Origin of the sequence: Sulfitobacter sp. TMED3, from assembly GCF_002167505.1 — a bacterium.
GTDB lineage: Bacteria > Pseudomonadota > Alphaproteobacteria > Rhodobacterales > Rhodobacteraceae > Sulfitobacter > Sulfitobacter pontiacus.
In genome coordinates this window covers 37,932-62,621 of the sequence record NZ_NHBI01000009.1, presented here as the reverse complement: position 1 = coordinate 62,621, position 24,690 = coordinate 37,932, and the positions used below count along the sequence as shown (strand labels likewise).

Annotated in this window: 23 protein-coding genes and 2 riboswitches; of the genes, 7 read left to right on the top strand and 16 right to left on the bottom strand. The window is 64.1% G+C overall.

Features of this window, described 5'->3' with window-relative positions; all coding sequences use genetic code 11:
* Positions 1-127 precede the first annotated feature (127 nt).
* Together CBB63_RS03465 and CBB63_RS03460 are read left to right on the top strand one after the other, a co-directional pair.
* Positions 128-808 (top strand): sugar transferase, encoded by a 681-nt coding sequence (locus tag CBB63_RS03465; protein ID WP_353744246.1) that lies wholly within the window; start codon positions 128-130, stop codon positions 806-808.
* Complete coding sequence (locus CBB63_RS03460) at positions 802-1,770, top strand: glycosyltransferase family 2 protein (protein WP_286698163.1); 969 nt, start codon at positions 802-804, stop codon at positions 1,768-1,770. The genes CBB63_RS03465 and CBB63_RS03460 overlap by 7 nt, the downstream gene beginning before the upstream one ends.
* Here CBB63_RS03460 and CBB63_RS03455 read toward each other — a convergent pair.
* Complete coding sequence (locus tag CBB63_RS03455; RefSeq protein ID WP_286698162.1) at positions 1,761-2,732, bottom strand: NodZ family protein; 972 nt, start codon at positions 2,730-2,732, stop codon at positions 1,761-1,763. The genes CBB63_RS03460 and CBB63_RS03455 overlap by 10 nt on opposite strands.
* A 187-nt stretch (positions 2,733-2,919) precedes the next feature.
* On the opposite strand from CBB63_RS03455, the gene CBB63_RS03450 reads away from it, so the two are divergent.
* Together CBB63_RS03450 and cueR are read left to right on the top strand one after the other, a co-directional pair.
* On the top strand, positions 2,920-5,376 hold the full coding sequence (locus CBB63_RS03450; RefSeq protein ID WP_286698161.1) for a heavy metal translocating P-type ATPase: 2,457 nt from the start codon (positions 2,920-2,922) through the stop codon (positions 5,374-5,376).
* 20 nt (positions 5,377-5,396) lie between these two features.
* Entirely contained in the window at positions 5,397-5,783 is a 387-nt protein-coding gene (gene cueR / locus CBB63_RS03445; RefSeq protein WP_286698160.1) for a Cu(I)-responsive transcriptional regulator, read from the top strand.
* Positions 5,784-5,792: 9 nt separating this feature from the next.
* Here the strand turns inward: cueR and cobF are convergent, their stop codons facing one another.
* From cobF to cbiE, 7 genes are all read right to left on the bottom strand, one after another.
* Positions 5,793-6,545, bottom strand: a complete 753-nt coding sequence (gene cobF / locus CBB63_RS03440; RefSeq protein WP_286698159.1) for a precorrin-6A synthase (deacetylating) — start codon at positions 6,543-6,545, stop codon at positions 5,793-5,795.
* Positions 6,546-6,605: 60 nt separating this feature from the next.
* The gene (locus tag CBB63_RS03435) at positions 6,606-7,289 is read right to left on the bottom strand and encodes an energy-coupling factor ABC transporter permease (protein ID WP_286698158.1); all 684 of its coding nucleotides are present in this window, start codon (positions 7,287-7,289) and stop codon (positions 6,606-6,608) included.
* Positions 7,290-7,361: 72 nt separating this feature from the next.
* Positions 7,362-7,575: riboswitch (cobalamin riboswitch) on the bottom strand.
* Between the two features lie 28 nt (positions 7,576-7,603).
* Positions 7,604-8,320: a uroporphyrinogen-III C-methyltransferase gene (gene cobA, locus CBB63_RS03430; RefSeq protein WP_286698157.1), complete on the bottom strand. Its 717-nt coding sequence runs from the start codon at positions 8,318-8,320 to the stop codon at positions 7,604-7,606.
* Positions 8,317-9,642: a cobyrinic acid a,c-diamide synthase CobB gene (locus CBB63_RS03425; protein WP_286698156.1), complete on the bottom strand. Its 1,326-nt coding sequence runs from the start codon at positions 9,640-9,642 to the stop codon at positions 8,317-8,319. The genes cobA and CBB63_RS03425 overlap by 4 nt, the downstream gene beginning before the upstream one ends.
* Positions 9,639-10,424 carry a precorrin-4 C(11)-methyltransferase gene (cobM, locus tag CBB63_RS03420; protein WP_243250741.1) on the bottom strand — a complete coding sequence of 262 codons (786 nt, stop codon included), beginning with the start codon at positions 10,422-10,424 and terminating at the stop codon, positions 9,639-9,641. Before cobM ends, CBB63_RS03425 begins: the two co-directional genes overlap by 4 nt.
* Positions 10,421-10,780 (bottom strand): cobalamin biosynthesis protein, encoded by a 360-nt coding sequence (locus CBB63_RS03415; protein WP_005850087.1) that lies wholly within the window; start codon positions 10,778-10,780, stop codon positions 10,421-10,423. The genes cobM and CBB63_RS03415 overlap by 4 nt, the downstream gene beginning before the upstream one ends.
* On the bottom strand, positions 10,777-11,973 hold the full coding sequence (gene cbiE / locus CBB63_RS03410; RefSeq protein ID WP_286698155.1) for a precorrin-6y C5,15-methyltransferase (decarboxylating) subunit CbiE: 1,197 nt from the start codon (positions 11,971-11,973) through the stop codon (positions 10,777-10,779). Before cbiE ends, CBB63_RS03415 begins: the two co-directional genes overlap by 4 nt.
* On the opposite strand from cbiE, the gene CBB63_RS03405 reads away from it, so the two are divergent.
* Entirely contained in the window at positions 11,972-12,721 is a 750-nt protein-coding gene (locus tag CBB63_RS03405; RefSeq protein ID WP_286698154.1) for a cobalt-precorrin-6A reductase, read from the top strand. The genes cbiE and CBB63_RS03405 overlap by 2 nt on opposite strands.
* Here CBB63_RS03405 and cobJ read toward each other — a convergent pair.
* From cobJ to CBB63_RS03370, 7 genes are all read right to left on the bottom strand, one after another.
* Entirely contained in the window at positions 12,697-13,434 is a 738-nt protein-coding gene (gene cobJ, locus CBB63_RS03400; protein ID WP_286698153.1) for a precorrin-3B C(17)-methyltransferase, read from the bottom strand. The genes CBB63_RS03405 and cobJ overlap by 25 nt on opposite strands.
* Entirely contained in the window at positions 13,431-14,147 is a 717-nt protein-coding gene (gene cobI / locus CBB63_RS03395; RefSeq protein ID WP_286698152.1) for a precorrin-2 C(20)-methyltransferase, read from the bottom strand. Before cobI ends, cobJ begins: the two co-directional genes overlap by 4 nt.
* A gap of 2 nt (positions 14,148-14,149) precedes the next feature.
* Positions 14,150-14,779 carry a precorrin-8X methylmutase gene (locus CBB63_RS03390; RefSeq protein WP_093731659.1) on the bottom strand — a complete coding sequence of 210 codons (630 nt, stop codon included), beginning with the start codon at positions 14,777-14,779 and terminating at the stop codon, positions 14,150-14,152.
* On the bottom strand, positions 14,780-15,922 hold the full coding sequence (gene cobG, locus CBB63_RS03385) for a precorrin-3B synthase (RefSeq protein ID WP_286698151.1): 1,143 nt from the start codon (positions 15,920-15,922) through the stop codon (positions 14,780-14,782). It abuts the gene before it with no gap.
* Positions 15,919-19,179, bottom strand: a complete 3,261-nt coding sequence (cobN, locus tag CBB63_RS03380; RefSeq protein ID WP_286698150.1) for a cobaltochelatase subunit CobN — start codon at positions 19,177-19,179, stop codon at positions 15,919-15,921. Before cobN ends, cobG begins: the two co-directional genes overlap by 4 nt.
* A gap of 6 nt (positions 19,180-19,185) precedes the next feature.
* Complete coding sequence (gene cobW, locus CBB63_RS03375) at positions 19,186-20,220, bottom strand: cobalamin biosynthesis protein CobW (RefSeq protein WP_286698149.1); 1,035 nt, start codon at positions 20,218-20,220, stop codon at positions 19,186-19,188.
* Positions 20,217-20,597 (bottom strand): DUF1636 family protein, encoded by a 381-nt coding sequence (locus tag CBB63_RS03370; RefSeq protein WP_005850076.1) that lies wholly within the window; start codon positions 20,595-20,597, stop codon positions 20,217-20,219. Before CBB63_RS03370 ends, cobW begins: the two co-directional genes overlap by 4 nt.
* A gap of 94 nt (positions 20,598-20,691) precedes the next feature.
* A riboswitch (cobalamin riboswitch) is annotated at positions 20,692-20,909 on the bottom strand.
* Between the two features lie 167 nt (positions 20,910-21,076).
* Between CBB63_RS03370 and CBB63_RS03365 the strand changes: the two genes are divergently transcribed.
* Both CBB63_RS03365 and CBB63_RS03360 read left to right on the top strand, forming a co-directional pair.
* Entirely contained in the window at positions 21,077-22,537 is a 1,461-nt protein-coding gene (locus CBB63_RS03365) for a cobyric acid synthase (RefSeq protein WP_286698148.1), read from the top strand.
* Between the two features lie 95 nt (positions 22,538-22,632).
* Positions 22,633-23,178, top strand: a complete 546-nt coding sequence (locus CBB63_RS03360; RefSeq protein WP_009825393.1) for a biotin transporter BioY — start codon at positions 22,633-22,635, stop codon at positions 23,176-23,178.
* A 75-nt stretch (positions 23,179-23,253) separates the two neighbouring features.
* Here CBB63_RS03360 and CBB63_RS03355 read toward each other — a convergent pair whose 3' ends face one another.
* Positions 23,254-24,675 carry a mannose-1-phosphate guanylyltransferase/mannose-6-phosphate isomerase gene (locus CBB63_RS03355; protein ID WP_286698147.1) on the bottom strand — a complete coding sequence of 474 codons (1,422 nt, stop codon included), beginning with the start codon at positions 24,673-24,675 and terminating at the stop codon, positions 23,254-23,256.
* Positions 24,676-24,690: the final 15 nt, after the last annotated feature.

Genomic DNA, 24,690 nt, shown 5'->3' with positions numbered 1-24,690 from the left:
TGATGAACGGCTTTTCTACACAGTCATTCAAATTGGATGTTTTTCCTTAACCCCACAGTAAGCCTGTCCCCATAACCATTGATGCATCGACCTTTCCCCCGGGCCTGAGCCGAAGAAGGAGTTTCCGGTGCATCATACAAATGTCTTTAAACGCCAAGCCTATCCACGCGTGGACACCCTGCAGCGGAGCGATCTGCATCGGGAGCTTTATCATCTATATGGCAAGCGCTGTTTTGACATCGTCTTTTGCATTTTATCNGCACCGATCGTGGTTCTCGTGATCTGCCTTCTTGCCTGTCTTGTGGCAGCAACTGGGCAGTCTCCGTTCTTCACCCANGAACGCGTCGGCAANGATGGGCGGGTCTTCAANATGTGGAAGCTGCGAACAATGCANCCCCANGATCCGCANTCGTTAAGAGACTATTTAGCACAAAATCCAAAGGCCAGGGATGAATGGCGACAAANCCAGAAGCTGCGCCACGATCCCCGTGTCACAACGGTGGGCCGGTTCTTGCGGTGCACGTCACTGGATGAACTNCCNCAGTTCNTTAACGTGCTGAGAGGAGAGATGAGCCTCGTCGGGCCCCGACCCATGTTGGTGTCTCAAAGGGGGCTTTATCAGGGTGACCACTACGAAAGCCTGCGGCCGGGGATCAGTGGGAACTGGCAGGTNTCATCCCGGAACAGAGCAAGGTTTTCAGAGCGCGCNGNTTTCGACACGCAATACTTCAGCNCCCTGTCACTGTCCGAGGATCTGCGAATACTAAAGGCAACCGTGGGTGTCATCTTGCGGGCGACGGGGTGCTGAAGCNGGCGACGNTTGATCGCGGGCCTGCCCTTAGTGTCGTGATCGTCAGCTACAACACGCGGGAANTGACGCTTAGGGCGATAGAAACGCTGTATGAACACACGCAGTTGACTCAATTTGAGTGTATTGTTTGGGATAACGCCTCCTCTGACGGTTCGGCAGACGCGATAGCTGCGGCGTTTCCGCAGGTTCGTCTGGTCCGCTCGGCGCAGAATCTGGGCTTCGCGCGCGCGAATAATCTTGCCGCGCAGCAGTGTTGTTCCGATTATCTACTGTTGCTGAACCCTGATACCGAACTTCATACCGATGCGGTCGATCAACTCGTCGCCTTTGCGCGCGAAAATCCGCAGGCGGGGATATGGGGTGGGCGCACCATTTATGCTGACGGGTCGCTTAATATCGCGTCTTGTTGGGCGCGGCCCACCGTGGCCAGCCTGTTGTTCAAAGCGATCGGGCTCAGCACTGCTTTTCCGCGCAGCGCGGTGTTTAACCCCGAAGCCTACGGGCGCTGGCCGCGGGATTCTGTGCGCCCTGTCGATATCGTTGTGGGGTGTTTTCTGTTGATCGACCGTTCCTTGTGGCATCAACTGGGCGGCTTTTCGGAGAAATATTTTATGTATGGCGAGGATGCCGATCTTTGCCTGCGCGCGATTCGTTTGAGGTATCAGCCGCTGATCACGCCGAAGGCGCAGATTGTGCATCATGTTGGGGCCTCTACCGCGGTGACAGAGGTAAAGGCGATCGCGGTGATGACGTCGCGTGCGTCATTGGTCCGCGATCACTGGCCGGCGTGGCAGCAGGGGGCTGGGGTCTTTCTGATGTGGCTTTGGTCGGCGCTTCGGTATTTGGCCACGCGGCCGTTCGTGGCTTCGCGCAATGCGCAAAGACGGGCGCGGGCGGCGCATTGGGCAGCGGTCTGGGCCGCCCGTAAGACATGGTTGCGGGGGTATGATCAAGCGTAGCGTTGCAACAGTTCCTTCGCCCAAAGCGTCGGAGAATACCGTTCGACATCGTGGATACGCGCAGGGGCAAAACGCCCCAGGTAGCCAGAGGTGACAGAGAAGGTCGAGCGGCGGGAATAGATCAGGTGATCACAACGTGACAATTGCCACATGTCAATTAGGGCATTTTCCGCCTCTTGCAGGGGGTTGCATGTTGTATCCGGCCCATGCAAACGCGCGCCGGCAGGGCCTAGCCGTTTGGGATGGGTTATGACCCTGTCGAACGCACGCTTCAAACGATCCTCTATCTCGGCACTGTCCGTCGCAAGGAAGATAGTCGCGTTCGGATGGCGGGCCTTTAGCTGCTCCAGGGTCTTTAGCACCGGGCCAAGCGGGATTTTTCGATCGGTGAACCTGATATGAACCCCGATGCTTGGCAGTTCTGCCGTGGGGCGCATGTGCGATAGCGCATTGCGGACCCGTGCGTTGGGGGTAAAATAGCGGCCGAGATAATTGGCGAAAACCTCGCGTTCCCCCCGTTTGGCAAAGCGTGCATCCCGGCGCAGGTGTTGTCGCATGCGGCTCAGCTTTGGCAGGTAAGACCAATAGACCGCCACCGCCTGAGACTGGTCCAGCCGCTTGAGGTCCACGCAAAGCCGCCGATAGCCCCAGGGGTTTGAATGCGACCGCGGCATATAGGTGTCGATCATGTCTTGGGGCTGGCGATGCAGATTGCCAGCCCAGATCGCGGGGCAAACATCGGCCCCGTCATCCATTGTGGCCCCCCCAATCGCTTCGTCCTTGATCGGAGACTGGAACAGCAGCGGATAAGCATTTTCGCCAAGCGGCGCATAGCTGCCGTCGCGCCAGTCGATCACTGGCTTGCGGCCGGAGAGATCGGCGTAAACCAGACCCGAGATCGCAGACAGGATGCGGTTGCCCAATCCGCCTTTTCCCTTGATCACCAGTGTTTTTGACTGCATCCGTCGATACACACCCTCCGCTTGTCGTTTGACGCTCACCATCGCGCAGATGTCTTTCCAAAGTCTTAACCGGCCTGTGGCAGACACCGGAATCTGCAGCGAAATAGAATAAAATCCATATCACCGCTTGACCTTCCATTAACTAGAAGCTCTATCTGAGGGGCAAGACACCCCAAGGAGACGGCTGATGGGCGATGTAGTTGCGATAAATTTTGGCATTGGCGGTATGAATTGCGCCTCTTGCGTGGGGCGGGTCGAGACCGCGCTTGGACGCGTGGAGGGTGTGCAGGACGCCCGCGTGAACCTCGCCTCGGAAACGGCGTCGCTGCAGGTGGCATCGGGTTTCGACCCCAAGGACGCCGTCGCCGCACTTGCGACCGCCGGCTACCCCGCCACCGTGCAAACGCGGCGCTATACCATTGAAAACATGTCCTGTGCATCCTGCGTCGGGCGGGTCGAACGCGCCTTGGCGGCCGTGCCGGGTGTGGTCGATGTCAGCGTCAACCTCGCCCGGGAAGAGGCTGTGGTGCAGTCGCTTACCGCAGAGCCGGATGCCGCCATTGTGCAGGCTGCGCAAGCCGCGGGCTACCCCGCCACCCCTGTGACAGACACCGCATCTTCCCCCGCGCCGGACCGCAAGGTTGAAGAAGCCGCGCATCTTAAACGTATGACGCTGCTCGCCGCGGCGCTGACCCTGCCGGTGTTTGTGCTCGAGATGGGCGGCCATATGATCCCCGCGTTCCACCATTGGGTGATGTCGACGCTGGGGCAGCAGCTGAGCTGGTCGATCCAGTTCGTGCTGACCACCATCGTTCTGGCATGGCCCGGGCGGCGCTTTTTTGTCACCGGCGTGCCAGCGCTGTTGAAACGCACGCCTGACATGAACTCTCTGGTGTTTCTGGGGGCCACGGCGGCATGGGGCTTTTCCACCGTGGCGCTGTTCTTGCCACAGTTGCTGCCCGCCGGTGCGCAAGCGGTCTATTTCGAAGCCGCCGCGATGATCGTCACGCTGATCCTGCTGGGGCGCACGCTAGAGGCGCGGGCCAAGGGCCAGACAGGGCAAGCGATCCGCAAGCTGGTCGGGCTGCGCCCCAAAACCGCGCGGGTAGAGCGGGACGGCAACGTGTCAGAGGTTGCGATCGACGCGATCACCGTCGGCGATCTGATCCATGCGCGCCCCGGTGAAAAGATCGCGGTCGACGGGACCGTGACACGTGGCAGTTCCTATGTCGATGAAAGCATGATCACCGGCGAACCCGTGCCCGTCGAAAAGCTGCCCGACACGCGTGTGGTCGGGGGGACGGTGAATGGCACCGGCGCGCTGGTCTACCGCGCGACCCATGTCGGCGCGGACACGACCCTGTCGCAGATCGTGCGCATGGTCGAGGACGCCCAAGGCGCAAAGCTGCCGGTGCAGGATATGGTCAACCGCATCACCATGTGGTTCGTGCCCGTCGTCATGGCGATTGCCGCGGCCACCTTCCTTGTCTGGCTGGCGTTCGGGCCGCAGCCGTCCTTGGGGCACGCTCTGGTGGCAAGCGTCGCGGTGCTGATCATCGCCTGCCCCTGTGCGATGGGGCTGGCCACGCCGACCTCTATCATGGTGGGCACGGGNCGNGGNGCCGAGATGGGCGTGCTGTTCCGCAAGGGNGACGCGCTGCAGGTCTTGGCCGAGGTCGATACCATCGCGCTTGATAAAACCGGCACGCTNACCGCCGGTCGGCCCGAGGTGACGGATCTGGATGTCTTCAACGGCTGGTCGCAGGCCGATGCGTTGCGGCTCGTCGCGTCGGTCGAGGCGCAGTCAGAGCACCCGATTGCCAGCGCCATCCTGCGCCATGCCGAAACACAGGGGCTGTCGCTGGCAGCGGTGACCTCTTTTNCCTCGCAAACCGGCCACGGTGTACNCGCCGAGGTCGAGGGGCGTCGCGTGCTTGTCGGGGCGGACCGTTTCATGGANGCCGAAGGGGTCTCTCTCGCCGCGGCAGAGGGGCGGTCGGCAGCATGGGGGGCTGAGGGCAAGACACCGCTTTTCGCNGCCGTGGATGGGGNGCTTGTCGCGATGATCGGCGTCGCCGACCCNATCAAGGAAACGACGCCCCAAGCGNTGGAGGCACTGCACNAAGCGGGGCTGAAAATCGCCATGATCACCGGTGACAACAAGGCGACGGCNCAGGCGATTGCCGACCGTTTGGGGATCGATACCGTGGTCGCCGAAGTGCTGCCCGACGGCAAGGTCGCCGCGCTGGAGGACCTGCAACANGCGGGCCACAAGGTCGCCTTTGTCGGGGACGGGATCAATGATGCGCCCGCGCTGGCGGGGGTCGACGTGGGTATCGCCATCGGTACCGGNACGGATGTCGCNATCGAAGCGGCCGACGTGGTGCTGATGTCGGGCGATCTGCAAGGGGTGGTGAACGCCCTGCACATCAGCCAGCACACCATGCGCAATATTCGCCAGAACCTCTTCTGGGCCTTTGGCTATAACGCGCTGCTGATCCCCGTTGCAGCCGGTGTGCTCTATCCGCTGTTCGGCGTGCTGCTGTCGCCCGTNCTTGCCGCCGCCGCCATGGCTTTGTCGAGCGTCTTTGTCCTGTTCAACGCCCTGCGCCTGCGGTGGATCGCCGCCGCAGCAACCGCCTAATTCAACGAAAGGAGACGTCCATGAACATCGGTGACGTGTCGAAAAGCGCAGGTCTGCCTGCCAAGACCATCCGCTACTACGAAGACATCGGNNTGATCACGCCNGCGCGTGACACCAACGGGTATCGCAGCTTTTGCGANAGCGACGTGCACAAGCTGACGTTTCTGGGCCGTGCGCGGGCCTTGGGCTTCACGATCGAGAATTGCCGCGACCTGNTNGCGCTTTGGGATAATCAGGATCGCGCCAGCGCCGATGTCCGTGCCATNGCCCAGCAACATNTGGCGCAGATCGAAAGCAAGATCGCGGACCTACAAGATATTCGTCAGACCTTGACNCATCTGGTGCATGAATGCGCTGGCGATGACCGCCCCGANTGCCCGATCTTGCAACGGCTCGAAAAGCTGTAGCGCGCGTGTCTACCGGCGCAGCAGGTAGATATCCATGATCCAGCCATGGGCGGCGCGTGCCTCTGCCCGTGTTGCGATGATGCGGTCGCAGACCTGATCCAGCGGGCCTGCGATGCGACGCTCGTTCGGCATGCCGGCATAGGCGGTCCACCAGATGTGNACGTCNCTGTGCTGCCGCAACACCTCGAAGGCGCAGGTGCCGTCCAGCATGACGGCAATCGTATCCACNCCCTGNGGCCAGCCATGATCGCGNAGCTGCCGNCCGGTGGTGATCGTGACGGGATTGCCGATGGTGTTCAGCGGGATCGCATGGCCCGCCGTCAGTACCTGAAGNGAGGTNATCCCCGGCACGACATCGACGGTGAGTGTGACGNCCTTTTGCAACCGCTCCGCAATGCGCAGGGTGCTGTCATACAGCGACGGATCCCCCCAGACGAGGAAACCGACACGGCCGCCTTNGGGCAGGGTGCGCTGCATCTCGGCCAGCCAGANCTGCGCAATGGCATCATGCCAATCGTGGACGCCCGCGTGATAATCAGGGTTGGCGGCGTCGCGTTTGGGCAGGGTGAATTCGTGAATNTCAGGCCCGNCCGACCGCAGCACCTGGGCGCAAATCTCGTGCCGCAGGCCNGCCAGATCATCNTTGCCNGCGCCCTTGGACGGNATCAGGATCACATCGCAGGCATTCAGNGCNTCGATGGCTTGTAATGTCAGGTGTTTGGGATTGCCGGACCCGATGCCGATCAGTGAAAGCGTAAACATCTTGAGGCTCCGGCAGGGGGTGACGCGGCCCGCAGAGTAGGGGCCGCGTCGGGTCTTGGATTATTCAGCGGCAGTCTGTGTCAGACGCTTGGTGAACAGCGCGCTGCCCGCGAAATCGCGCAGGGTTTTCGCGGCGGCGAGCACGGCCAGATCCACCAGCGGCTCGATCAGGATGACCATCATATAGGCCCCGCCAAAGCTNGCCACAGCGGCGATGTTGCTGGCGGCAAAGCCCTGACCGTAGATGGCCCAGAACGCCACCCAGCCNACAACGCCCGCCTGAAACGCGGTCGACAGCTTGAGCGCTTGAACATAGGTCAGATCAACATAGGCGGTGTTGGGCGCGATGATGCGTTTGGCCAGCGCCGAGACCATGAACAANGGCACNAGCAGCGTGGTGACGTTCATCGTGTATTGCGGCAGGTCGATGGGGGCAAAGAACANGCCCTGCGCCAGCAGACCAAGCGCCAGACCNGCAGCCGCAGGNGCCACNCCGAACAGCAGGAACAGGGTCGACCCGAGGATCAGGTGCACTTCGCTCACGCCCACGGGGAAATGCGGGAAGACCTGAAAAAAGACAAAGGTCAGCGCGGTGGCCACCATGGCCCCGCCCGCAAAAGGCACGACGCCTTTNTCACGGACAGAGTCCATNGCGGTTTTCGCGGTATAGGCCGCAGCACCGGCGGCGGTGCCATAGGACAGGACCAGCTTGGCGCCGGTCACGACTTCGGGTTCGATATGCATATTCAGGTCTCCTTACCGTCTTCCCCGACGGCATAATGTGAAAGCCGCCCCGGGGGGCAGCCAGTTGGATCGGGGATCATCCCCATGACGGCAGGTCTCCTGACTTTGTGCGTCCATGCGTGCCGCGCCTTCCCAGGCGGTGTGGCCCAGTGGCAATGCGGGTTGCTCTTCACTTACAGGTGCGGGGGCAGTTCCGGATTNGGCACCTTTGCTTTGGCNCCGCACCGTATTCCCTTTTCACCCCGATTGCCCGAAGGCGCACGGGGAACCGTCCGGAATAGGTGGTCATTTTCGGGCNGGTTTTGTCAAGTCATCTATTCGGTCAACGGCCCGTAAAGGATCAGCGCAGGCGCTGACGTTGCGGGATCCAGCGGCAGATGGGCAAGGCTTTCCACGGTGTGGCGGCTCAGCTTTTGATCGGGGGTCGATACCGCCTCTGCCAGCAGGGCNGGGGTCGAGGGGGGCAAGCCCGCCTCGATCAGCCGCGCGGCGAANCCCGCAAAGGTGCGNCGGCCCATGTAGACGACCGTGGTCGCCGTAGGGTCGGCCAGCGCCGCCATGTTCAGATCTTCGGGCAAGGCACCCGATTCGCCGTGGCCGGTGATGAATTGCACCCGCCGCGCGGTCAGCCGCCGGGTCAGTGGGATCATCGCTGCCGCCGCCGCCGAAGACGCTGCCGTCACACCGGGGATGATCTCGAAGGCGACGCCTGCCGCTTTCAGCGCGGTCAGCTCTTCTTCAAGCCGGCCAAACACGCCCGCGTCCCCGCTTTTNAGCCGCACCACCCGCGCGCCGGTCAATGCGTGTTCGACCAGCANNCGGCTCACGTGATCCTGCTTCGGAGACAGCCGTCCGGCGCGTTTGCCNACCCCGATCAGATCCGCCTCGGGCGAGACATGTTCAAGGATCGGACCCGCCGACAGATCGTCGAACAGAACGACTTCGGCCTCTTGCAACCGCTTTACCGCTTTCACGGTCAGCAGTTCGGGATCACCCGGTCCGGAGGAGACGAAAGAGACAAAGCCGCTCATGACGCCCCCGCAATCAGGTGAAAGAAGGTGCCCGTCGCATGGCCCCGGCGCGAGCCTGTCTCGGGCACTTCGGCCCCATTGGCATCGACCACCCGCGCCAGCGGCGTATCTGGTTGCGACAGGATGGTAGAATAGTGGAATTCATGNCCNCGCAACCGCGCGCCCGCGTCATAGCCGGGGCCGGGTTCGTTCAGCGTGGCAAGCCGGTAGCCCAGATGCATCTTGCGCTTCTCATAGCTGGTTTCCAGCCCCAGCAGCCCCGCCATCTGGTGCCGCACGCCTTCCTTGTCGACCAATCCGGCCCCCATCGCCATATAGCCCCCGCATTCCCCATGCACCGGGCGCGTCGCGGCGAATTGTTGCAGGCTGTCGCGGAACTGCGCGGCAGCGGCAAGGCGTCCGGCATGCAGTTCGGGATAGCCACCGGGCAGCCAGCAGATGTCGGCGCTGTCGTCCGGTGCCTCATCCGCCAGCGGCGAGAAGGGCAACACCTGCGCACCCGCGGCGATCCAGTGGTCCAGCAAATGCGGATAGATGAACGAGAACGCGGCATCCTTCGCCAAAGCGATCCGTTGACCGGGGGGCGGAGGCAAGACATCTGGCCCGTCGGGGATACTGCGCCCTTGGGCGGCAGAGACGATCAGATCAAGGTCGATATGCTGCGCGATGAAATCTCCCGCCGCATCCAGCAGCTTCATCAGCTCGGGCTGCTCCTCGGCCTGCACCAGACCCAAGTGGCGTTCCGGCAGCGTGACCGATCCCTGTCGGGGCAGCGCGCCCAGAACGGGGATGCCGACCTGCTCCATCCCGAGACGCAGCAGCGCCTCGTGGCGGGGGCTGGCGACCTTGTTCAGCACCACACCCGCGACATGCACATCCGGGCGCATCGTCTTGAACCCAAGGGCGGTGGCCGCAGCCGATTGCGCCTGACCCGATACATCCAGCAGCAAAACCACCGGCCAGCCCGTCATGGCAGAGATATCGGCGCTCGCCCCGTTCGAGGTTTCCCCCGGTTGCGCCACGCCGTCGAACAGCCCCATCGACCCTTCGATCAGAGCCAGATCACCGCCATGGGCGGTGCCGATCAGATTGCACAACACGCCCGACCCCATGGCCCAGCTGTCGATATTATAGGACGACCGCCCGCAAGCCGCGCGGTGGAAGCCGGGGTCGATGTAATCCGGCCCGCTCTTGAACGGGCGCACGTCAACGCCGCGCCGGCTGAGCGCGTTCAACAGGCCCAGCATCAAGGTGGTCTTGCCCGTGCCCGACGCCGGGGCCGAAATCATCAGGCCCTTGGGCAGTTGCGTTGTCTCTATCATTCTGTGCCCTCGGGAAAGCGCGGCTCTGTGCCGACGGGGCGGAAGCGGCGGTCGTAATCGCCAGCGTATAGACAGCTTTCGCGGAACTCCTCTGCCGTCAAGGCGCGGCCCACAAGGATCAGCGCCGTGCGCCCGCGTTCGCCGTCGGTGGCGTCAATCACGCTGCCCAAGGTCGCCCGCACCACCCGTTGATCCGGCCAGCTGGCGCGCCAGACGATGGCGACGGGGCAGTCCTCTCCATAATGAGGGGTGAGCCGCGCGACCACATCATCCAGCACATGCACCGACAGGTGGATCGCCAGCGTGGCACCCGTGGCGGCAAAATTCTCGAGCGTTTCGCCCTCGGGCATGGCCGACGCCCGACCCGAGGTCCGCGTGAGAACAAGCGACTGCGCCACACCGGGCAGCGTCAGCTCGTTCCCCAAAGCGGCGGCGGCAGCAGCAAAGGCGGGCACGCCGGGGGTAATGTCATAATCAATGTCCAGCTCGCGCAAGCGGCGCAACTGCTCGCCCATGGCGGACCAGACCGACAGATCACCCGAATGAAGCCGCGCCACATCCTGCCCCGCATCATCGGCGGCCTTGATCTCTGCCATGATCTCGTCCAGCGACAGCGACGCGGTGTTCACGATCTTCGCATCCTCAGGGCAGTAGGACAGCAGCTCTGACGGGACCAGCGATCCGGCATAAAGACACACAGGGCAGGCCGCGATCAGGTCGCGCCCCCGCAGGGTCAGCAGATCAGGGGCACCGGGGCCCGCGCCGATAAAGTGAACAGTCATGGGGCAATTCCTTCCGCGATAGCTACGGTGGCCATGCCATTGGGGCTGGTCACACGCAAGGTCGTCAATTTGGCACCGCGACCGGCAACGCGCAATGCGGCGGCCTCGGCAAGTGATCCGGTCCCGAACCGCGCTTGCACGCGCGGCGACACGGTACGCGTCGGGATGTCTGCGATATCGGCTTCCGACAGTTCGATCAGCGGCAATCCCAGACTGTCGGCAAAACGCCGCAGCGCCGGTGTTACCTTGATCGCGAGGGTCGCGAGCGTGTCCGGCCTGCGCCGCGTCAGCGCAAGAGCCGCGTGCAAATCCGCCTCGGTCGCATCTGCGCGCAATCCTATGCCCGCGACGATCATCGGGTCACGCTCCATTGCAGTTGCGGGCGGCTGGGGTGCCAGCCCTGCATGGTCCCCAACGGGGCCGCCTGCGCCAAGTCGATCCGCAGCAATTGCCCGCCGTGCATCCCATGCCAGCGGATCAGCAAGGCTTGGGTTTCAAGCGCCACCGCATTCGCCACCAGCCGCGTGCCCGGCGTGATCCTGTGCCAGATCGCCTGCAATACATCCTCTGACGCGCCACCCCCCAGAAAAACCGCAGCGGGCAGGGGCAGATCGGCCAGCGCATCGGGGGCCGTGCCCTGCACGCAGCGCATCCGACCCGCCAGACCAAAGCGGCGGGCGTTCTCGGTGATGTTTTCACACCGGCTTTCGCGCGGCTCGATTGCAATGGACTGCGCGTGCGGCGCGGCCAGACACCATTCAACAGAGACAGAGCCCGACCCGCCCCCCACATCCCACAGCAACTCCCCCGCGCGGGGGGCCAGCGCGGCCAGCGTCAACGCGCGCATGGGTGATTTGGTGATCTGGCTGTCATGGGCAAATAGCGCCGCGTCCCGTCCGGGCGCGTGGCTGATCCCAGCCCCCCCCGACACCGCAATCGCCACCACCACAGGGGCGGCGATGTCGCTCAGGTCAAACGTCGCAGCATCGGCCTCACGCAGGATTTCACGCGGACCGCCAAGCGCCTCCATCACCGTCAGGNGGGACGCGCCGAAACCCTGCGCGGTCAGATANNCTGCCAGCGNCGNAGGGGCNGNTCCATCGCGCAACGTGCAGATCAGCNGCGCNCCNNCNGCCAGATGGGGCAGCAACACNTCNAACGGGGCNGCATGCAGGCCAAGGGTCGTGACCTCCTCCAACCGCCAGCCAAGCCGCGCNGCNGCNAGCGTCATGCAGGACGGCGCGGGAAAGCAGCGCCATTCCGACGGGTCCAGCACCTGCGCCAGCGAACCGCCCACGCCGTGCCAGAACGGATCACCCGAGGCGAGCACCACAACCGCACGCCCGCGATNTTCNANCACCGGCTCTACNCTGAACGGCAACGGCCATTCGCGCCCCCGCGCNCCCGCGNCACAAAGCGCCAGATGCCGCGCCCCGCCAAAGATCACNTCNGCNTCTGCCAGCGCCTTTCGGCTTGCATCGGTCAGCCCAGCAAGGCCATCTTCGCCCAGACCNATCANGGTCACCCAGGCAGCAACAGGATCAGCCATGACGCGCACCCTCATTCTTGGCGGCACGACAGAGGCGTCNAACCTCGCGCGCGCGCTGGCCGACCGTGGCGATGATGCGCTGTTCAGCTATGCCGGACGCACGGCNGCCCCCGTGGCGCAGCCCTTGCCCACCCGCGTAGGNGGCTTTGGCGGCGTGGCCGGATTGCTGGCGTTTATTGCGCAGAACCACATCACCCGCGTGATCGACGCGACCCATCCCTTCGCCGCGCAGATGAGCCGTAACGCCCATGCCGCCAGCACGCAGGCAGGCAGCCCGCGGGCCGCTTTTGAGCGTGCCCCGTGGTCCGAGACTGCCGGTGACAATTGGACCCATCTGCCAAGTATCGAAGCCGCCGCCGCCGCGCTGCCGCAGGTGCCGACGCGGGTCTTTCTGGCCATCGGCAAGCAGGCGCTGTCCGTCTTTGCCGACCATCCCCAACACCACTATCTGTTGCGGTTGGTGGACCAGCCCGCCGCGCCGCTGCCCTTGCCGCATACGACCGTGACCCTCGCCCGCGGACCGTTCGACGTGGCCGGAGACATCGCCCTGCTGCGCGACCACGGGACCAAGTTGATCATCGCCAAGAACGCCGGCGGCACGGGGGCCGAGGCCAAGCTTATCGCCGCGCGCGAACTGGGGCTGCGGGTGCTGATGATCCAGCGCCCCGCGGTGCCGCCTCGCACCACATTTGCGCGGCTCGACGATATCCTGGCGTGGCTTGATCATACGACGGACCGTGGCGTGTAGATATGGGGCCCGACACGGCGGGTGTCTGCGTTACCGACAATCACAACCGTGCGCATATCGGCCATCTCCGGCGTCGCTTCGGCCAGCGTGACGGTGCGCAATGTCTCGTCCGGATGGCTGACGTTGCGCGCGAAAGAGATCAAGGTCTCCGGCCCGCAGGCCTCGCGCAGAATATCAAGCGCGGTGGCGAACTGATGCGGCCGCGAAGCAGAGCGCGGGTTGTAGAACGCCATGGCGAACCCTGCTTCCCCCGCCAGCCGCAGCCGTTTTTCGATCAGCGACCAGGGCTTCAGATTGTCCGACAGGTTGATCGCGCAGAAATCATGCCCCAGCGGTGCCCCCAACCGCGCCGCCGCCGCGAGCATCGCGGTGATGCCGGGCAGGACGCCTATATCGATTGCCAGCCAGTCGTTCGGGCCTTTCTCCAACGCCTCGAACAGGGCAGAGGCCATGGCAAAGACCCCCGGATCGCCCGAAGACACCACCACAACACGCCGCCCCGTTGCCGCCATTTCAAGCGCATGTGCGGCGCGGTCCAGCTCTACCCGGTTGTCGCTTTCATGCAGGGTCAGCCCGTCGCGCGGAGCAATCCGGCGCACATAGGGGATGTAGCCGACAATATCGGTCGCCTCGTCCACGGTGGCGCGCACCTCTGGCGTGACCAGCGCCTCGTCTCCGGGGCCAAGGCCGACAACGCGCACCCAGCCGGTCATGGCCGCCGTCCCTGACCATGCACGATCGCGATCGAGAAATAGGGCACTTCGGCCGGGACTTCCGTCAGCTTTTGCACCGTCTGCCCCGCCATCGTGCCTTTCTCGACCAGCCATGCGTCTTGCAAGCGGCCCGCCTTGGTCAGTGCGCGCTTCAACTTATCAAGGTTGCGCCCGATCTTCATCACCACCAGCGCATCGGTATTGGCGGCCCGCGTGGCCAGCTCTTCCTCGTCCAGCGTCGCCATGAGCACGGTCAGCACATCATCGCCCCAGGTGATCGGATGCCCCGTNGCNGTCCAGCAGCCNGACATGCCNGTGATGCCGGGCACGATCTCGACCTCGGCGCGGCCCTGAAGGCGGCTGTGCAGATGCATGAANGACCCGTAAAAGAACGGATCCCCTTCACANAGCACGATNACATCTTCNNTCTGCGCAAGGTCGGTCAAACGGTCAGCCCAATCGTCGTAGAAGGCCGACAGNAGACGGTTNTANTCNGGATCGCTNAAGTGGATNTCTGTNGTGACGGGGTATTCCATCGCATGTTCCACCGCTGTCTCGGCCATGATGCCGTCCACGATGGTGCGGGCCTGTCCGCGCCGTCCGGGNTTGCGGAAAAACGCGACGTGCTGCGCGCCAGTTAGCANGCGATGCGCCTTGACGCTCATCANTTCGGGATCGCCGGGGCCAAGCCCGATGCAAATGACCTTGCCCATCGTTATTCCTTCCACGTGGCCAGCGCGTTCACCGCCGCCACTGTAATCGCCGAACCGCCCAAACGCCCCTGCACGATCATCGAGGGCACCGGCAAATCCTGCATCAGCGCCTCTTTCGATTCAGCCGCGCCGACAAAGCCGACAGGGCAGCCGATGATGGCCGCAGGGCGCGGGCAGTCGGGATCTTCGAGCATATTAAGCAGGTGGAACAGCGCCGTGGGCGCGTTGCCGATGGCCACCAAAGCCCCCGCCAGATGCGGCCGCCACAGTTCAAGCGCTGCGGCAGAGCGCGTGTTGCCCATCTGCTGCGCCATCTCTGGCACCTTGGGGTCGCGCAGGGTGCAGATGATCTGATTGTCAGCGGGCAGGCGCGTGCGGGTGATCCCTTCGGACACCATATGCGCATCACACAGGATTGGCGCGCCGTCTGCCAGCGCCGCCCGCGCAATCTGCGCCATGTTTTCAGAAAACTGTACGTGCTTTTCCAGCCCGACCAGACCGGCGGCGTGGATCATCCGAACGGCGACACGTTCTTCATCGGGGGTGAACCGCGCCAGATCGGCCTCGGCGCGGATGGTGGCAAAGCTCTCCAGATAGATCGCGGCACCGTTGGTCTCGTAGGTGTGGGGCACTCAAAGCCTCCTGTCTTGAATTTGGGTCACTGTCAGGGGCGCGCTTTGCGGCGGGTCGCCCGCGCGCCCGTGGCGGATGAGGGTGAAATGCCCGTCATGGCTGGCGGTCAGCGTAACGGGGGCAGGGGCGGGATGGGCGCAGCCTTTGGCACAGCCCGAGATATGGATCGTGTCGTCGCTGTCTGGCGACAGATGCGCGGCAATGGCGCGGGCGGCATCGCGTGTGTCCGACAGGGCCTGACGGCAACCGGGGGCACCGGTGCAGACCTGCACACGGCGGCGCGGATCGCGGGCGTCGGTGATGAAATCGGGCAGCGGCTCCGTGATCGCGGCCCCTTCGATCAACACCATGCGCCAAGGGGTCAGCCGCAGCGCACCAAGCTCTGCCAGCTGCGCAAAGCTTTCCGCCGTGGTCTGGCCAAAGGCAAACCCGAGAAGCGTGCCATGGGCGGTCACACTCGGTTCAGGCGGTGCCACGGCGGGCAGGGGCGGCGTATCAGCCGCCTCGGGTGCGCCTTGCGTGGCGATATGCGCCGCCATGCGACCCCGTCCGTCTGTCACGCCACCGGTGTCGAGAAACCATCGCGCCAGCGCCAGCGCAGCATCTGCGGCTGTATCCACTGTGACCGGTTGGCCCATCCCAGCCCCGTCCGCCCGGCAGATCAGGCCAGCGGCGCTGTGTTCGACGCGGATATCGGCAGAGGTGCGCGTCAGCACAGGCCGCTCTCCGCAATCGATAGCAAAGCCGAACTTGCTGGGCAGGTCGGGTGCGCCATGATTGGAAAGCGCACGGGCCAGTGTTTGTGCAACGCGTTGGCTGTCGTCGCCATCCTGCCAGAACGGCGTCACAGTGATATTGCGCCGCGCCTCTGCCGCCAGATCGGCATCGACAAGGCCAATCTCGCGCAGCCCGTCGATCAGCGCGGCATGGCTATCAGTTGTCACCCCGCGCAGTTGCAGGTTCGCGCGGGCCGACAGGTCGATCATGCCATTGCCATAGGTGCGCGCCAGCGTGGCAACGTGGCGAATTTGTTCGGGGCTCAGCCGTCCCATCGGGACACGCAGCCGCACCACCAGCCCGTCACCGGACATCATCGGCCGCAGTGCACCGGGGCACCAGCCAAAGACCTGCGGCGCGCTCATGCGGGGGTGCCCAATTCGGCAAGGACAGAGTTGCGGCGCGATGTCCAAAGCCCCGCCCGGTGCAACGCATCAAACCGCGCGCGCAATGCGGCAAGCGCTTGCGGGTTGGCGTCCTGCATAAAGTCGACCAGATCATCGCGCCCCAGCGTGGCGTCGAACATGGCGTCGAACAGATGGTCCGGCACGACGCCCGCCAGATGCGCAAAGGCGGCAAGGTGATCCAGCGTCGCGGCAATCTCGGCGGCACCGCGGAAACCATGCGCCATCATGCCGGTGGCCCAATCGGGGTTGGCGGCACGGGCGCGCACCACACGGGCAAGTTCCTCGGTCAGGGTGCGGGCACGAGGCTGGTCGGGGCGGGTGGCGTCCAGATGATACAGCGCGGCGGCCCCGCCCTTGCCCAAACGCTGCATCGCGGCGGCAAAGCCGGCTTCATGGGCGGCGTAATCCTCTGCCATCAGCAGATCGGTCTCGGGCAGGTCTTGCAGGTGGACGAAGCTATCGGCCCGCGTCAGCTGCGCCTCGAGCGCGTCGCGGGCATAGGTGATCTCTCCGCGCGCGTCGATCGCGTAGGACGACGCAGCCAGCCATGCCTCGCCCGCCGCCGTGCGCGCTTCGTCGGAATAGTCGTCCATCGCGGTGCCGATCCCCAAGCCATAGGATCCCGGGCGCGGGCCAAAGACACGGGGAGTCTGCACCAGATAAGGGTTATCGGCCGCCGTTTCGGGACGCTCGGCCAGCTTGGCAATTGCCGTCTCGAACAGCTGCGCCAGACCGGGGAACATATCGCGGAACAGGCCGGATACCCGCAGGGTCACGTCAATGCGCGGACGGTTCAACAGCGCAAGCGGCAGAATGTCGAACCCGTTCACACGGTCGCTGCCGTCATCCCAGCGGGGGGACAGACCCGCCAGATGCAGCGCCATGGCAAACTCCTCGCCCGCCGTGCGGATGGTGGCAGAGCCCCACATGTCCATGACCAACCCCTTGGGCCAGTCGCCGTGATCCTGCAAATGCTTGCGCAACAATTCCTCGGCCAGCTTCACCCCTTGGGTATAGGCCGCGCGCGAGGGCACAGCCCGTGGATCGGTGGTAAACAGGTTGCGCCCCGTGGGCCGTACATCACTGCGCCCGCGATAGGGTGACCCCGACGGGCCGGGGGGCACAAACCGCGCAGACAGCGCAGCGATCAGCCCGTCGATCTCGCCCGTCCCATGGTCGCCTGCGCCAAAGACATGCAGCCCGTCGCCATATTGCGTTTCCTTGATGTCGCAGACGAAGCGGTCGATGCGGGTCAGCGCCTCTGCCGCGCTGGCGCTGGCATCAAGGCCGAGGTCCTGTTCAACCCCGCGGCCCTGCGCTTCGGTGCGGATGTCCGCGATCAGCCGGTCGCGCCGCGCAGGGTCCAGCCCGTCCGCGGTCGAGTATTCATCCAGCAGCCGTTCCAACCGGCCAAAGTCTTCGGGCAGCTTCGATGTCACCAAAGGGGGCGGCATATGGCCCACGGTCACGGCCCCGATACGGCGTTTGGCCTGCGCGGCCTCACCGGGGTCATTGACAATAAAGGGATAGATCACCGGCATCGGGCCAATCAGCGCCTCGGGCCAACAGGCGTCAGACAGGGCGACGGATTTGCCCGGCAGCCATTCCAGCGTGCCATGGGCCCCGACATGCACCATCGCATCCGCCTGCTGTTGCAGCCACAGATAGAAGGCGACATAGCCCGGGCGCGGCGTGCGGCTCAGGTCGTGATAGTCATCATCCCGTTCGGCCAGCGCCCCGCGTTCGGGTTGCAAGGCGATCAGCAGCTTGCCACTGCGCAGCGCCGGAAAACAGAACGCCCCGTCGTGAAACAGCGGATCATCCTGCGGCGCGCCCCAGCTTTCGGTCAGGTCATCGCGCAACGCCTGTGGCAGCTTTGCAAGCGCGGCCTCATACTCTGCCAGCGGCCAGCGGAGCGTTTCGGTGCCAAGACGGCTGGCAACCGTTTGCGTATCGTTAAAGTCCCCCGCATCCACGTCATAGCCCTGTGCCGCCAGTTGCGCTGTCATCTCCCGCAACGATGCCAGCGCATCCAACCCCAGCGCATGGGCCATGTTCCAGTCTTTGCCGGGGTAGGTGGACAGCACCACCCCCACAGACTTTGACGCGTTGTCCTGCACCCGTAGCTGGTGCAAGCGCTGCACGCGATCGGCGATGAAGTCCACGCGGTTCGCGTCGGCGCGATGGGCGAAACGGCTGTATTGCAGCGCCTCGTCCCGTTTGCCGGGCTGTTTAAAGCTGACGACACCGCCNAACAGACGNCCATCCACCTCGGGCAACACGACATGCATCGCCAGATCGGTAGGCGACAGCCCGCGCTCTGATCCCGCCCAATCGCGCCGACGCGCGGTCGATAAGGCGACCTGCACCACGGGGCAATCTGATGCGCCCAGAACAGATGGTTCATCCGGCCCGCGCTGGGCGGAGAAAGCGGTGGCGTTCACGATCACCGCCGGATCAAGCCGGGCGATCTGCTGCGCGATCCACGGCGCGGTGTCCCCCTTGAGGCTGGGCGCGAAGAGCCCCACGGCGTCAAAGCCACGGGCCTCAAGCGCGGTGATCAGCGCATCCACAGGATCGGTATCGGCAGCCGTCAGATAGGACCGGTAGAAGGTCACAATCGCGCGCGGCTTGTCGGAGGGTTCCGGCGCGGGGACCACACCGATGTGGGGGCGGTAGAACCCCGCCTCGGGCACGGTCTTGGCCCCTTTGGCCGGCCCCGCGTAAAGCCCCGCGGCCAGCGACAGCTGCGCCAGTGCCGCCTGCGCAGCCACCGCGCCGCCCGTATCGCACAGATGTTGCAAGCGTCTTAACGTCGAATGCGGCAGCGTCGAAAGCGCGTCGAGCCGCGGGTCCGGTTGGCCGTCCGCAGGCAGTACCGCCAGCGCGATCTGCTGTTTGCGCGCCATATCCTGCAAGGTCGCCAGCCCGTAAGGCCAATAGCTTTCGCCCCCGATCAGCCGCACCAATACCGCCTTGGCCCCCGCAAGGGTCTGTTCGGCATAGGTATCGACAGACAAAGGATGTTTCAGCGCGACCAGATTGGCCAGCCGCAACGACGGCAAGCCCCCTTCCGCACGATGCCAGCCCGCCGCAAAAGCCCCCAGATCACTGTCCGAAAAGGACAGGACCACCAGATCCGCCGGCGTCTGCCCCAGGTCTTGGGGCAGATCGCTTTGGTCCAGTCCGTGGCTTTCGCGAAAGACGACATGCATGGCGGCTTAGCTCTCCAGCACCGCGCGGATCGCGGCTTCGTTCACGTGATCATGCTCTGCGATCACAACCAGCTGGCTGCGGCGCGGCATGTCCCCCCAAGGGCGGTCGAACTGGCTGCGCACACGCTCGCCCACGGCCTGCACCAGCAGACGCATCGGTTTGTCCTGAACGGCGATATAGCCTTTGACGCGCAGGATTTTCTGCTCGCGCGCCAAGCGCAACACGGCGGCCTCAAGCGTGGCGACATCGGCGACCTCGCCCATGTCGATCACCACGCTTTCAAAGTCGTCATGNTCGTGATCNTCATGCCCGTCGTGGTGGCTGGGGCGCGCGTCGATGTCATCCTCGGCGGCGGCTTCCAGACCCAGCACAACGCGNGGGTCNATCACGCCTTCGGTCATCGGAATGATCGGCAGCTTGCGTGGCGCATGCGCCTCGATCACCTTGCGCGCAGCCTCGACGCCNTCGGGGCCTGCCAGATCAGCCTTGGACAGCAGCACGATGTCGGCGCAGGCGATCTGGTCCTCGAAGACTTCGGACAAAGGCGTTTCATGGTCCAGACTGTCATCGGCATCGCGCTGCGCGGCCACGGCCTCCAGATCGGGGGCGAACTGCCCGCTGACCACGGCTTCGGCATCGGCGAGGGTGATCACGCCGTCCACGGTGATGCGCGACCGGATCGCAGGCCAGTCAAACGCCTTGAGCAAAGGTTTCGGCAGCGCCAGCCCCGACGTCTCGATCAGGATATGATCAGGCGTTTCGGGCAGGGCCATCAGGGCTTCGATGGTGGGGATGAAGTCATCGGCCACGGTGCAGCAGATACAGCCGTTCGCCAGCTCGACGATGTTCTCGGCGGGGCAATTGTCAATCGCGCAGGATTTCAGGATGTCGCCATCCACACCGGCGGTGCCGAATTCATTGACCAGCACGGCCAGACGCTTGGAGCCCGCGTTCTCCATCAGGTGACGGATAAAGGTGGTTTTGCCAGCGCCCAGAAAGCCGGTGATCACGGTAACGGGGATTTTGGTAAGGTTGGTCATTCGGTAGGCTCCTGTGGGGGAATGCGGGCGATGGATTGTTTGCGGAAGACCACGGGGCGTTCGCGCCAGGGCACCACGCCATCAGAGGTCTGGGCATAGGCAGAGACGCCCTTCACGATATCGGACAAATGCGCGTCAGTGTCGAGATCGCCATACACATAGGTCCAGCGCGACGGGCCACCCGACAGGACCATCGAACAGCCCCGCGAACAGGCCGACAGACATTCGGCTCCGCGCAGCTGCACACCGTCGGGCAGATGCCCCGACAGCGCGTCAAACAGCTGTTGCCCGGGGCGCGGCGCGTCCTCGGCGGTGATCTGACCTGCGCGACAGGTGGTGCAGATGGTGACGGTGACCGGTTGATCCGTGGTGGTCATATCTTGCCTCATACGTCGATGGGCCAAGGGGGATCGCCAGCAGCGAACGACATGCGAACAGCGTTCTAGGCCAGTCGCGAAACACCCCGTTCGCCCGTTACAAACTATGCTGGCAGGTCTCCCGGCTTGCGGATCTAAGGCAGCTTGCCTTGCGAACCTTCACCTTCCCAGCCTTTGGGCCAGTGGTTGAAAGCTCTCTCCGGTCACGGTCGCGGGGGCGGCTGCGCTTGGCGCTGACCCAAGGTTGGATCAATGCGTATCGCGTTCCCTCTTCGCCTGTCTGGGACAGGAACCAACATACGCCCTGCATTGGTCATTTGCCCGCCTCTGTCAAGCTGCGCCTGTCATAACGCAGGGGCCAAATCCGCTTTGCGCCGATTTTCCCGCGGGCGACCAATGCGCAGGGGGCACCCGCGGATGCTTGACGGGATCACCGCAGGCTGACACCAAGGGCTGCACAAAAAACACGAGGTCCCGCCATGCCCACCCGCGCCATCATGATCCAGGGCACCGGATCGAATGTGGGGAAATCCATGCTGGTGGCGGGCCTGTGCCGCGCGGCCACGCGTCGGGGGCTTTCCGTCGCGCCGTTCAAGCCGCAGAACATGTCGAACAACGCCGCCGTCACCGAGGACGGCGGAGAGATCGGCCGCGCCCAAGCTCTGCAAGCGATGGCCTGCGGGCGGCCCCTGTCGGTGCATATGAACCCCATCCTGCTGAAGCCCGAAACCGACAGCGGATCACAGGTGATCGTGCAGGGGCAGCGCCATAGCACCCTGCAAGCGCGTGACTTCAGCAAGGCCCGCGCAGGGCTGATGACCCCCGTGCTCGAAAGCTTCGGAATCCTCGGGCAAAGCGCCGATCTGATCATCGTCGAAGGCGCCGGCAGCCCGGCAGAGGTGAACCTGCGCCAGAACGACCTTGCCAATATGGGCTTTGCCCGCGCCGCAGGTGTACCCGTTGTATTGGCCGGAGACATCAACCGTGGCGGCGTCATCGCCCAGATCGTCGGCACCCAAGTGGTGATGGACCCGCAGGACGCGGCGATGATCACCGGTTTTCTGGTCAACAAGTTCCGCGGCGATGTCAGCCTTTTTGACGACGGCTACCGCGAGATTGAACGCCGCACCGGCTGGACGGGGTTCGGCACATTGCCGTGGTTTGCCAACGCGCATCTGCTGCCCGCCGAAGACGCGGTAGACCTGTCGCGCGCCCCCTCCGACGGCGGTTTCCATATCGTCTGTCCCATGCTCTCGCGCATCTCGAACTTCGACGACCTCGACCCGCTGGCGGCGGAGGCTTCGGTGCGGCTGACCATGGTCCCCCCCGGCACGCCGCTGCCCGCGGACGCCGATCTTGTGATCCTGCCGGGCACGAAATCCACCCGCGGCGATCTGGCTTTCCTGCGCGCCCAAGGCTGGGACATCGACCTTTATGCTCATGTGCGGCGCGGCGGCGCGGTGCTGGGGATCTGCGGCGGCTACCAGATGCTGGGCCGGTTTATCGAGGATCCGCAGGGCTTCGAGGGGCCCGCGGGCCGCGAAGAGGGGCTGGGCCTGCTGGATGTCGAAACCCGCATGGCTCCGGACAAGACCCTGACCCGCGTCACCGCCGACCATGCCGCAACGGGCACGCAGATCGACGGCTATGAAATCCACATCGGGCAGACGGTGGGGGCCGATTGCGCCATGCCCTTTGCGCATATCAACGGCACCCCCGACGGGGCAGGGTCGCGCGATGGCAAGATCACCGGCACCTATCTGCACGGGCTCTTTACCAACGACAGTTTCCGCAGCGCGTGGTTGGCGCAACTGGGGCTGGGGGCAGGGCCGACCTCCTACAGTCAGACCGTGGAAGATACGCTCGACGCGCTGGCCGACCATATGGAAACCCATCTGGACGTGTCCGCCCTGCTGGCCCGTGCCGCACCGGTTGCATAACGCCAGCGCTGACCTTTGGTCACGATCACGACGCTTGCTTAATTTTGTGATCGCGGGGATACATGCCGTCAAATTTACGCAAAGGACCCTTTGTTATGGAACGTAACCTGACCCTCGTTGCGCTGTTCGCTGCCCTGATTGCAGCACTTGCGTTGATCCCGAAATTCTCGCTTGGTTTTGGCGTGCCGATCACGGCGCAAAGCTTGGGCATCATGCTTTGCGGGACCGTGCTGGGGGCCAAACGCGGCGCGCTGGCCGTGCTGCTCTTCTTGCTGCTGGTCGCTTTGGGGCTGCCGCTTCTGGCCGGTGGCAACGGTGGGCTGGGTGCGTTCATGCTGCCGTCCTCCGGCTTTTTGATCGGGTTCCCCGTGGCGGCCTTTGTCACCGGCCTGATCGTCGAAAAATGGTACGGGCCCTCGCTGACCATCGTTGCGGCGGTTGCCTCGGTCATCGGCGGGATCGTCGTGCTCTATATCTTCGGGATCATCGGCCTGTCGATCGCGCTGGATAAATCGCTGCTGGAATCCGCCGCGCTGGTGACCGTGTTCATCCCCGGTGACTTGATCAAAGCAGTGCTTGCAGGGTTTATCACCAGCGGTCTGGCCAAAGCGCGCCCCGCCAGCGTCCTGTCGCGCAGCTGATCCGACGCAAAGCCTGAAACAGCGAAAGCGCCCCTGAAGGGGGGCGCTTTTTTCGTTGTCAGGACAGACGAAGCCTTACCCCCGCGCATAGACATCCTCGTAGCGGATAATATCATCCTCGCCAAAATAGCTGCCGGTCTGCACCTCGATCAGCACCATGGGCAGTTTTCCCGGGTTCTCCATCCGGTGCACGGAGCCAAGCGGGATGTAGACCGACTGGTTCTCGCTGATCAGTTGCACGGTGTCGTCCACGGTCACTTTCGCGGTGCCTTCGACCACGATCCAATGTTCCGACCGGTGGTGATGGCTTTGTAGGCTCAGGGCTGCACCGGGGTTTACCACGATGCGTTTCACCTGAAACCGCCCGCCGATTACAAGGCTTTCGTACCACCCCCACGGCCGGTAATCACGCGGCAGCTGCACCGCTTGGCTGGCGTCCCGCCTTTTGAGCGCCTCAACCGCTTCCTTCACCCGCTGCGCTTGCGATTTATCCGCCACCAGCACCGCATCGCCCATGGCGACGGCGATGATATTGTCCAAACCGATGCCGACCAGCTGCAATCCGTCGGTTTCGGACCGCAGCAGCGTGCCCGCGCAATCAATCGCCGTGGCATTGTCAGAACAGACATTCCCCGCCGCGTCAGGCCCGCTTTCCAGCCAGACCGCATCCCAACCGCCCAGGTCGGACCATCCGGCGGCGAAAGGCATCACCGCGAGGTTGTCCGCCTTCTCCATGATTGCATAATCGATAGAGATATCATCGGCTTGCCCCCAAGCCTCGGGCGCGAGACGGGTCAGCCCCAGATCAGAGGTCGCCCCGTCAAGCGATGCGCGCACCGCGTGCAGCATCTCGGGCGCGTGGGTCTGATAGGCGTCAATAATCGTCTGCGCCGTGAACAGGAAGATCCCGGCGTTCCACAGGAAATTCCCCGCCTGCAGCATCCCCTGCGCCTGTGCGCGATCCGGCTTTTCGACAAAGCGCGCAAGGGGTTGCGGGGTATTGGCGCGCGCGTCCGCCCCCTCGGCCAGCTCAAGATAGCCATAGCCCGTTTCGGCCCGCGTAGGCGTGATGCCAAAGGTCACAAGATCACCGGCCTGCGCGCGCGGCACCGCGGCTTGCACGGTCTGGGCAAAAGCGTCGCAGTCGGGAATCACATGGTCCGACGGCGCGACCAGCATCAGCGCTTGCGCGTCAGTGCGCGCAATATACAGCGCCGCGGCAAGGATCGCAGGGGCGGTATTGCGCCCCTCCGGTTCGATCAGGATCGCCTGCGCCGCCCGTTCCACCTGCGCCAGTTGCTCGGTCACGATGAACCGGAACGGGTCGCCAGTCACCACAATCGGGGGGGCGAATCCGGGGCCGGTCAGACGCTTGGCCGAAATCTGGAACAGGCTTTCATCCCCCATCAGCTTGGCAAACTGTTTGGGGTAGCATTTGCGCGACAGGGGCCAAAGACGTGTGCCCGACCCGCCGCAAAGGAGAATAGCGTGCATCATGAGAGGCAGTTAATC

Bases quoted from the DNA above. Each gene is read 5' to 3' on its own strand.
- cobG (WP_286698151.1), bottom strand. From the start codon at position 15,922: ATGAGCGCGCCGCAGGTCTTTGGCTGGTGCCCCGGTGCACTGCGGCCG.
- cobM (WP_243250741.1), bottom strand. From the start codon at position 10,424: ATGACTGTTCACTTTATCGGCGCGGGCCCCGGTGCCCCTGATCTGCTG.
- CBB63_RS03360 (WP_009825393.1), top strand. From the start codon at position 22,633: ATGGAACGTAACCTGACCCTCGTTGCGCTGTTCGCTGCCCTGATTGCA.
- CBB63_RS03455 (WP_286698162.1), bottom strand. From the start codon at position 2,732: ATGCAGTCAAAAACACTGGTGATCAAGGGAAAAGGCGGATTGGGCAAC.
- CBB63_RS03365 (WP_286698148.1), top strand. From the start codon at position 21,077: ATGCCCACCCGCGCCATCATGATCCAGGGCACCGGATCGAATGTGGGG.
- cobJ (WP_286698153.1), bottom strand. From the start codon at position 13,434: ATGACCGGCTGGGTGCGCGTTGTCGGCCTTGGCCCCGGAGACGAGGCG.
- CBB63_RS03370 (WP_005850076.1), bottom strand. From the start codon at position 20,597: ATGACCACCACGGATCAACCGGTCACCGTCACCATCTGCACCACCTGT.
- CBB63_RS03415 (WP_005850087.1), bottom strand. From the start codon at position 10,780: ATGATCGTCGCGGGCATAGGATTGCGCGCAGATGCGACCGAGGCGGAT.
- CBB63_RS03355 (WP_286698147.1), bottom strand. From the start codon at position 24,675: ATGATGCACGCTATTCTCCTTTGCGGCGGGTCGGGCACACGTCTTTGG.